The sequence below is a fragment of the Mesorhizobium sp. M7A.F.Ca.CA.001.04.2.1 genome, assembly GCF_003998485.1.
Lineage (GTDB): Bacteria > Pseudomonadota > Alphaproteobacteria > Rhizobiales > Rhizobiaceae > Mesorhizobium > Mesorhizobium ciceri.
The window spans coordinates 1-9125 of sequence record NZ_RZQT01000190.1 but is presented as its reverse complement, the minus strand read 5'-3'; the positions used below and the strand labels follow the sequence as shown (position 1 = coordinate 9125).

The window sequence follows — 9125 nt, the reverse complement described above, 5'->3', positions numbered from 1 at the left end:
CCCAAGTCGGCCCGCACATGAGGCCCAACGCCTCCTGTCAAAATCCCCTGACACAAACAGTCCAAGACACTTCAATCACATAACAAAAAAACCCCGCCGAAAATCGACGGGGTTTGTCAGCAGTCTGAAAGCGCTGACCGCAAGGCCAGCGCTTTTTTGTTGTGGTCTCTACAATGTCAACGGTCCGCTTGGGCTGATGAAAAACAGCTACGGTTCCGAGCCTGGTTCAAGTCAAAAAAGGATTGGTCCGCCTCTCCTCGCCAAAACGTCCGCCGGGACCGTGGCCACAGATGAAGCCGATGTCGTCGCCGAGCGGCAGGAGCTTGTCCTTGATCGAAGCGATCAGCGCCGCGTGGTCGCCGCCCGGCAGGTCGGTGCGGCCGACCGAGCCGCGGAACAGCACGTCGCCGACATGGGCGAACTTGGCTGCGCGGTTGTAGTAGACGACGTGACCGGGCGCATGGCCGGGGCAGTGCAGCACCTCGAACACATGGCCGCCGAACGACACGGTCTCGCCTTCGGCCAGGAACCGGTCGGGCACGCAGTTGCGCGCTCCGGCGATGCCGTAGCGCTTGCCCTGGTTTTCCAGATTGTCGAGCAGCGACTTGTCGGCCTCATGCGGACCGATGATCTCGACGCCGAGCGCCTCCTTCAACTCCATTGCACCGCCGGCATGGTCGATGTGGCCATGCGTTATCCAGATAGCTCCGGCTGAGATCGCATTGTCCTTCAGCACCGCCAGTACCTTGTCGATATCGCCGCCCGGATCGACGACGACGCCATGCTTGTCATCCATGTCGAACAGGATGGTGCAATTCTGCTGGAACGGTGTGACCGGCACGATGCCGGCATTGAGCTGACCCATGATCGTCCTTTCGATGTTCACGGGTGATGTAGAGGCGCGGACAAAGGGCGTCCACCCTCGAAAGACGAACAGTCAGTAGCCCCAAAACGGAAATGGGCGGCCGAAGCCGCCCATTTGAAAAGACCGAAACGGCCTGCTTACTTCTTCATGGCGCCCATGACCGCGCCGAGAATGGCGGTCAGGATCGCGCCGCCGCCGGCGCCGCCGACGATGTTCTGCAGGTTCAGCGCGCTGCCGAGACCGCTCGTTGCTGCTGCCGCAGCCGCCGGATCGACCGCACCGCCACCCAGCAGGCTGCCGAGGATCGCCGCACCACCGACGCCGCCAATGGCTCCGCCCAGGATTTTGGGAAGCTGACCCATCGCCGCCGTCTTGAGCGCCGCACCGACCGCCTGACCACCGATGATGCCAGTAATCACCTGTATGATGATCGGAAGAAGCGTGTTCATGTCCATGTGATTAGTCCCTCCATAGCTGTCAGCCTCCCGGGCCGACACCATCATGAGACGCCGAATTGGACGAAAGTCAAATGCAGAAACGCTGAAATAAAAGGGGCGGCCCGAAAACCGCCCCTACTTCTTAAAAAAGCTGTGGCTTTCGTTATTCTGCGGCGATCGCGTGCTTGGGCTGAACGGCCGCAGAATAGTCATTCATAAGATTCTTGGCTATTTCGCCGACCTCGAATCGGTAAGGCCCGATCTCCGAAACCGGCGTCACTTCCGCTGCCGTCCCGGTCAGGAAGCACTGCTCGAAGCTTTCCAGCTCTTCCGGCAGGATGGCGCGTTCAATTACCTCCAGGCCGCGATCCTTGGCCAACCCGATGACCGTGCGGCGGGTGATGCCGTCGAGGAAGCAGTCGGGCTTGGGTGTGTGGATCTTGCCGTCCTTGACGAAGAAGATGTTGGCTCCGGTCGCTTCGGCGACCTGGCCACGCCAGTCGAGCATCATGGCGTCGGCATAGCCCTTGGCCTCGGCGGCGTGCTTGGACATGGTGCAGATCATGTAGAGCCCGGCGGCCTTCGACTTGGAAGGCGCGGTGCGCGGGTCGGGCCGGCGCCATTCCGCCACATCGAGACGGATGCCTTTCAGCTTCTGCGCAGGATCGAAATAGCTTGGCCATTGCCAGATGGCGATGGCGCAGTTGATGCGGTTGTTCTGCGCCGAGACGCCCATCTGCTCACTGCCGCGCCAGGCGATCGGCCGGACATAGGCGTCCTGGAAACCCTGCTTCTTGAGAAGCGTGGAAGAGGCGTCGTTGAGCTCGGCCACCGAATACGGGATCTTGAAACCGAGCAGGCGTGCCGATTCATGCAGGCGCTCGGTGTGTTCGTTGAGCTTGAAGATCTCGCCGCCATAGGCGCGCTCTCCCTCGAAAACAGCGCTGGCGTAATGCAGCCCGTGCGTCAGCACATGGATCTTGGCGTCACCCCATTGGACGAATTCGCCGTTCATCCAGATGAAGCCATCGAGTTGATCGAAGGGAACGGATGCCATGGTAACCTCCCACGGGCGGCAGCCCGGATAGTTGTATCGTTGTGTGTTTCGTGTCGGCCGCCCAAAGCGGCTTTTATGGTGGAGCGTAGGCGGATAATTGCGCTCTGGCAAACTTAGGAAATTCCGGAAAAACCGGCTTCCCTTGCCTTTTCGTTCGCAATCCGCCCAAAAGCTTGTCAAAAATTACCATTGCAGGGAAATTACGTCAATAGTACTGACATAATCTCTCTTTCCCACGGAGAAATAATGACGGATCGAAGCCCAGCCGCCGGAAAACCGATCAGGACCGCAATGTCGGTCGAGGACGGCATCGACTTCGCCATCATCGAGCTGCTCTTCTTTGCCTATCGCGACTTCACCTCCGATCCGGACCAGATCCTGGCCGATTACGGCTTCGGCCGGGCCCACCACCGGGTGCTGCATTTCGTCAACCGCAGGCCGGGCCTGACGGTCGCCGAACTGCTCGACGTGCTGAAGATCACCAAGCAGAGCCTGGCCCGTGTGCTCAAGCAACTGATCGACACCGACCATATCGTGCAGTTGCAAGGTCCGCGCGACCGCCGCCAGCGCGAACTTTATCCGACAGCCAAGGGCCGTGCGCTGGCGCTGGCGCTGGCGCGGCCACAGTCGCGCCGCATCCATGCTGCATTGGGGGATTCCGGAGTAACCGAACGGACCTTGGTGGAACGGTTCCTCGAAGCGATGGTCAATCCGGAACTGAGGGCGCAGATCGACGTTGGGTCCGCAAAAATGTCAGGGAAAAGCCATGGAGAGCACTGAACGGGTCGATCACGCGGCCGCGCCGGACGACGACGCGCCGCATCTGCTTGTCGTCGACGACGACACCCGCATCCGCAATCTTCTCAAGCAGTATCTGACCGAAAATGGCTTTCGCGTCACCGTTGCCGGCAATGCCGGCGAAGCCAGGCGCAAGCTTGCCGGCCTCGACTTCGACCTTCTGGTGCTGGACGTCATGATGCCCGGCGAGACGGGCGTCGACCTGACCAAGTCGCTGCGGGCCGAAAAGAACGTACCGATCCTGATGCTCACAGCGCTGTCGGAGACCGACAGCCGCATCTCAGGGCTGGAGGCTGGCGCCGACGACTATCTGCCAAAGCCGTTCGATCCGCGCGAGCTGATCCTGCGCATCAACAACATCCTGCGCCGCGGTGGCCCGGCGACCACGCCCAAGGTCGAGCAGTTGGTCTTCGGCCCCTATACCTTCCAGATCGCCCGGCGCGAATTGAAGCGTGGCGGCGAGGCGTTGAAGCTGACCGATCGCGAGCAGGAGATCCTGGCGATCTTCGCCGCGCGGGCGGGCGAGACGATACCCCGCCACGAGCTTGTCGGCGACGATTCGGAAGTCGGCGAGCGCACCATCGACGTCCAGATCAACCGGCTGCGCCGCAAGATCGAGCGCGATCCGTCCAATCCGGTCTGGCTGCAGACCGTACGCGGTATTGGGTATCGGCTCAGCGTGGAATAGAATGCCGCCTGCGGCCGGCTGAACGGCTGCGGGCAAGCGAAAAGAGCGAATGGCAACCACGGAACTGGAACAGCCGGGCAATGGCGGCTTGAGCGCACGCGCCGCGCGGACGCTGAAGGCGGTGCCGCGCGCCTGGAACCGCTTCTGGCGCCTCGTCTCGCTCTATATGCCCAAGCGGCTCTATGCCCGCTCGCTGATCATCGTCATCGCGCCGATGATCCTGCTGCAATCGGTCGTCGCCTTCGTCTTCATGGAACGTCACTGGGCAACCGTGACGCAGCGCCTGTCGCAGGCCACCGTGCGCGACATCGCCGCCATCATCGACCTGATCGAGACCTATCCGCGCGATGCCGACTACACCAACATAATCCGCATCGCCCAGGACCGCATGCAGCTGAAGGTCGACCTCTTGCCGCCCGACCCACTCCCCGCGCCCGGTCCAAAGCCGTTTTTCTCGATTTTGGATGATGTTCTCTCGTCCGAGATCACCCGCCAGATCAACCGCCCGTTCTGGATCGACACGGTCGGCAACTCCAACATCGTCGAGGTGCGCGTGCAGCTCGAGGGCAAGGTGCTGCGCGTCTTCGTGCGCCGCAGCCAGGCCTATGCCTCGAACACCCACATCTTCCTGATCTGGATGGTCGGCACCTCGCTGGTGCTGCTGATGATCGCCATTCCCTTCCTGCGCAACCAGATCCGGCCGATCCTGATGCTTGCCGAAGCCGCCGAAAGCTTTGGCAAAGGCCGGCCGATGCCGCGCGATTTCCGGCCGCGCGGCGCCGAGGAGGTTCGCCGCGCCGGCTTTGCCTTCATGCAGATGCGCGAGCGCATCGAACGCCAGATCGAACAGCGCACCGCCATGCTGACCGGCGTCAGCCATGACCTCAGAACCATCCTCACTCGCTTCAAGCTGCAGCTGGCGCTTTCCGGCGGCAAGGCCGAGACCAAGGCAGCGCTCGACCAGGACATCGACGACATGCAGTCGATGCTCGAAGGCTATCTGTCCTTTGCCCGCGGCGAAGCTTCGGAAGACGCCGGACGGTTCGATCTCGAGGCCTATTTCGAAAAGCTCGACGAGGAAGCCAGGCTGCGCAAGCGTAAGCTGTCGACGACGCTTGCCGGCGATCACGATGTGCATGTGCGGCCCAATGCCTTTGCCCGGCTGATGTCCAACGTCATCGGCAACGCCTTCCGCTATGCCAAGACGGTGGAGGTCAACGCCACCCATGGCCGCGGCTCGCTGCTGGTCACCATCGATGACGATGGTCCGGGCATTCCCGCCGATCGACGCGAAGACGTGTTCAAGCCTTTCGTGCGGCTCGACGAGGCCCGCAACCTCGATGCCAGCGGCACCGGGCTCGGCCTGTCGATCGCCCGCGACATCGCCCGCTCCCATGGCGGAGACATCACTCTTGAAGACAGCCCGCTCGGCGGACTGCGCGCCATCATCAAGGTTCCGGCATAACCGGGCACGATTCCGAAAAGTGGAAACGGCTTCATCCGCCCGTCATGAAACCATGATCAAGAGCGCGCATGAAGCGCGCGACCTCAATTGATTCGGCCTTGCCGCCTCACTTCGACCCCGTACCTGTCCGGGTGCGCTGGAGCGAAGCGAGAGCAGCAGGCTGGTCGCCGTTCCGGCATCGTCTCAAGGCAACCGTCGACCTTTCAAGCAAAGGGCCGCCATGCGCATACTGATGGTCACCGATGCCTGGCGCCCGCAGGTCAACGGCGTCGTCCACACGCTGGAGCGGCTCACCGAGACGCTGAAGTCCTTCGACGTCGCGGTGGATTTCCTGACGCCCAATATCTTTCGCACCCTGCCCTTGCCGACCTATCCCGACATCAGGCTGGCGCTGACCACGCCCGGCCATGTCGCGCGCCTGATCGACGCCGGCAAGGCCGACCACATCCACATCGTCACCGAAGGACCGCTGGGCATCATGGCGCGGCGCTATTGCCGCAATGCCGGCCGTCCATTCACCACCAGCTATCACACGCGCTTTCCCGAATATCTCAGCGCCCGCCTGCCGGTGCCGGAAAGCTGGGCCTATCGCTGGCTGCGCGATTTCCATAATTCCGGCCAGGGCACGCTGGTCGCCACCCAGTCGCTCGCCGACGACCTTTCCGCGCGCGGCTTCACCAAGCTGCGGCCATGGACGCGCGGCGTCGACACCGACCATTTCCGCCCGGACAGGAAGAAGGACCTCGGCTTCCCCGGCCCGATCTTCCTCTGCGTCGGCCGCGTCGCCATCGAAAAGAACCTGGGTGCTTTCCTCGACCTCGACCTGCCCGGCAGCAAGGTGATCGTCGGCGAAGGCCCCGAGCTTGCCAGGCTGAAGGCGAAATATCCGCAAGCGCATTTCCTCGGCCATCGCCCCAACGACGAACTGGCCGAGATCTATGCCTCGGCCGACGTCTTCGTCTTCCCGAGCCGCACCGACACGTTCGGCAACGTCATCATCGAGGCACTGGCCAGCGGCACGCCGGTTGCCGCCTATCCGGTGACCGGGCCGATCGACATTGTCGGCGATGGTTTTGGCGGCGCGGTCTCCAACGATTTGCGCGAGGCCTCACTCGCCGCGCTCAACGTCGACCATGCCGAAGCCCGCGAACGCGCCATGCGCTACAGCTGGAAGGCCTGTGCGGAAATGTTCCTCGATACGGTCGAGGAAGCACTGGGCACACCGCGAAAGCTGGCGGCCTGATCGTGCTTTTCGTTATCCAAGGGCGAAGCTGACACACCGCCACGGATGACAAAGCGCGGCGACGCACAATCAACCGTTAGTCTGCCACGGCACCTTGTTTCAAAGGGATGTTCGGCATGACGTATTGTGCGACTTCGAAGCCATGACCAAGTCAGAGTGACAACGCAGTTCAGGGCTGCGTAGTCATCCATACTTGAGCCGCGCCGTCATCTCGCCCTCCCAAAGACATGGAGAATCCTTGGCAATTGTCGGCGACTCAAAATTTACCATTTCTACCTACATTGCGGCATGCTCGAAGCAACAGTCAGCAACAAAATCAACAGTTACACGAGCCATTTCATCAGGCCCGAAGGTACCTTGCTGATAGTTCTGCTGGTGGTGGCTTTCTTGCCCGTACTGCTCGTCGACATACCCGCTATGGCAGACTATCCAAATCATCTCGCAAGAATGTCGATCCTGATGCGCGCCGGTACGCCCGAAGCCCATCCCTACTATGAAGCCGCGTGGGCACCCTACCCTAATCTAGCCATGGATCTCGTCGTCCCGTTCGCTGGGCGCTTGATCGGGATCGAGCTGGCATCAAAGCTTTTCTATCTAGTCTCGCAAATGCTGGTCGTCAGCGGGGCAATGGCCGTCGGAGCGGCCGCACAGGGGCGTGTGATCCTCAGCGGCTTCGTCGCTTCGCTCTTCCTCTACGCCATGCCTTTCGCTTTCGGATTCGTGAATTTTGAATTTGGACTGGGAATCGTTCTTTGGTCCATCGCGGTTTGGATTTGGCTTGCGGAAAGACCTTTGCCGCTGCGCCTTGCGATCCACGCCGTCTTCGTCATGGTTCTGTATATCTCTCACCTATTTGCCCTCGGCCTGTATGGCATTGTGGTGGGGCTGTACGAACTCTCCCGCTGGCCAGACCATATTGAGAATTGGAAACGCACGATCTTGCTGGTTGCCGGAATGGCTGCTCCGGTCGTCGCAGTTGGCGCCCTGGCGCTCGCCTACGGCGGCAAAGTGGGTGGCGAAGGAACCGAATGGGCCCTGTCGGCGAAATTGTTGGCGCTGGTTCAAGTCAACGGCTTCAGCAGATACACTTCCTCAGCCGTGACCGTGGTGCTGGTCATTCTCAGTTACCTTGCGGTGAAGCACAGGATGGTGGCGGTCTCTCGCGTCGGCTGCTGGATAGGCTTTGGGCTCTTGTGCCTGTTCATTGTCATGCCGTTTCGCGTTGCGGACACGGCCTTTGTCGACGGGCGCGTCCTTCTGGCGCTTGTTCTGATCCTGCCAGCCTTCGTCACGATCAAGCGTCCGCAAGGCTCGCGTGGAACACTTCTCGTCGCGCTGGCGTTTGGCGCCGGGCTTGCAAACAGTGGCATCGCGATCTGGGCCCAATTGTCGTGCGGCAGCGAATATCGTGCCCTTATGACCGCGTTCGACGCCATTCCAATGGGTTCGCGAATCCTTACCGGCCAGAATGGCCTCCCAGACGACCCGCCAACGAATCTGCTCCTTTATCCAATGTACAATGCTGCCGCGTTGGCCGTAGTCACACGCAATGCACTGATGCCAACGCTGTTCACCTATCCGGGAAAACAGCCGGTGAGGCCCCGGCCGGAAGTGGCAAACCTGACCGTACCGCAAGGCGGGCCTATCCCGATGTCTGAGCTGGAGGCCTACGCCGCCGGTGCTTTACCACCGGTCGAGGCAGCGTATGCAGCGCATTGGACCCGTGACTTTGACTATCTGCTGGTAATCGCGCCGGAGCGCAGCCCGCCACGACACGGCAACCTTGAATTAATCGCCGAAGGCAAACAGTTCAAATTTTACAGAATAAGGAAATTGGTCGACGCGGACAGGAAAAGCGGATGATGTCCGCGCGCGACATTCCTGTCACGACATGGCATGAAATTCATGCTGAAGCATCTGCCGAAAGGATTATCAATCCATCCCGGTTCGCGGGGGATTCCGATCCCCAGTTGAGACCCTAAAACAACCGCCCGCCATCCGGCACCTTACGCTCGATCGCGCCGAGCACCACGGCGCCCTCTTCGTCGGGAAAGCCGAGAGTGAGCACTTCCGACATGAATGGACCGATCTGGCGCGGCGGGAAATTGACCACCGCGAACACCTGCCGGCCGATCAGCGTCTCCGGTGTATAGTATTTGGTGATCTGCGCCGACGATTTCTTGATACCGATGCCGGCGCCGAAATCGATCTTCAGCTTGAACGCGGGCTTGCGCGCTTCGGGAAACGGCTCGGCCTCGACGATCGTGCCGGCGCGGATGTCGACACGATCGAAATCGGCAAAACTGATCTCGGGCTTGCGCTCGGTGTTCGAACTCATCTTGGTCTTGTCTGCCTTAACGGGGACTCAGGCGTTGCCGTAGGTCTCGAACAGCACGCCGGCCAGGGCATCCTTGGCCGAGGTTCCCGACCAGACGACGAACTGGAACGCCTGGAAATAGCATTCGCAGGCTTCCAGCGCCGACGACAGCAACACTTCGACCTGCTGGCTCGACGGCTCGACCCCGCCGGCCAGCAGCAGCGACTGGCGGAACATGATCGCGCCCTCCTGCTC

10 protein-coding genes are annotated in these 9125 nt (G+C 61.2%); 5 read left to right on the top strand and 5 right to left on the bottom strand.

Annotation, left to right across the window (positions count from 1 at the left end; translation table 11 throughout):
* Nucleotides 1-226: 226 nt before the first annotated feature.
* The 3 genes from EN955_RS32140 to EN955_RS32130 form a co-directional block, all read right to left on the bottom strand.
* Nucleotides 227-865, bottom strand: a complete 639-nt coding sequence (locus EN955_RS32140; RefSeq protein ID WP_024505622.1) for an MBL fold metallo-hydrolase — start codon at nucleotides 863-865, stop codon at nucleotides 227-229.
* A 137-nt stretch (nucleotides 866-1002) separates the two neighbouring features.
* A complete protein-coding gene (locus EN955_RS32135) occupies nucleotides 1003-1320 on the bottom strand; it encodes a hypothetical protein (RefSeq protein WP_013530017.1) in 318 nt (105 codons plus the stop codon).
* 145 nt (nucleotides 1321-1465) lie between these two features.
* Nucleotides 1466-2359 carry a branched-chain amino acid aminotransferase gene (locus EN955_RS32130; protein ID WP_013530016.1) on the bottom strand — a complete coding sequence of 298 codons (894 nt, stop codon included), beginning with the start codon at nucleotides 2357-2359 and terminating at the stop codon, nucleotides 1466-1468.
* A gap of 246 nt (nucleotides 2360-2605) precedes the next feature.
* On the opposite strand from EN955_RS32130, the gene EN955_RS32125 reads away from it, so the two are divergent.
* From EN955_RS32125 to EN955_RS32105, 5 genes are all read left to right on the top strand, one after another.
* On the top strand, nucleotides 2606-3139 hold the full coding sequence (locus EN955_RS32125) for a MarR family transcriptional regulator (RefSeq protein ID WP_024505623.1): 534 nt from the start codon (nucleotides 2606-2608) through the stop codon (nucleotides 3137-3139).
* Nucleotides 3126-3845, top strand: coding sequence for a response regulator transcription factor (locus EN955_RS32120; protein ID WP_013530014.1), 720 nt, complete (start codon nucleotides 3126-3128; stop codon nucleotides 3843-3845). Before EN955_RS32125 ends, EN955_RS32120 begins: the two co-directional genes overlap by 14 nt.
* Nucleotides 3846-3894: 49 nt before the next feature.
* Nucleotides 3895-5310 (top strand): ATP-binding protein, encoded by a 1416-nt coding sequence (locus tag EN955_RS32115; RefSeq protein ID WP_013530013.1) that lies wholly within the window; start codon nucleotides 3895-3897, stop codon nucleotides 5308-5310.
* A 220-nt stretch (nucleotides 5311-5530) separates the two neighbouring features.
* Complete coding sequence (locus tag EN955_RS32110; protein ID WP_024505624.1) at nucleotides 5531-6553, top strand: glycosyltransferase family 1 protein; 1023 nt, start codon at nucleotides 5531-5533, stop codon at nucleotides 6551-6553.
* A 288-nt stretch (nucleotides 6554-6841) separates the two neighbouring features.
* The gene (locus EN955_RS32105) at nucleotides 6842-8416 is read left to right on the top strand and encodes a hypothetical protein (RefSeq protein ID WP_024505625.1); all 1575 of its coding nucleotides are present in this window, start codon (nucleotides 6842-6844) and stop codon (nucleotides 8414-8416) included.
* 115 nt (nucleotides 8417-8531) lie between these two features.
* Here EN955_RS32105 and EN955_RS32100 read toward each other — a convergent pair whose 3' ends face one another.
* The gene (locus EN955_RS32100; RefSeq protein ID WP_013530010.1) at nucleotides 8532-8891 is read right to left on the bottom strand and encodes a tRNA-binding protein; all 360 of its coding nucleotides are present in this window, start codon (nucleotides 8889-8891) and stop codon (nucleotides 8532-8534) included.
* A gap of 27 nt (nucleotides 8892-8918) precedes the next feature.
* A partial coding sequence (locus EN955_RS32095) for a YbjN domain-containing protein (RefSeq protein ID WP_348630335.1) occupies nucleotides 8919-9125 on the bottom strand: 207 nt, incomplete at its 5' end.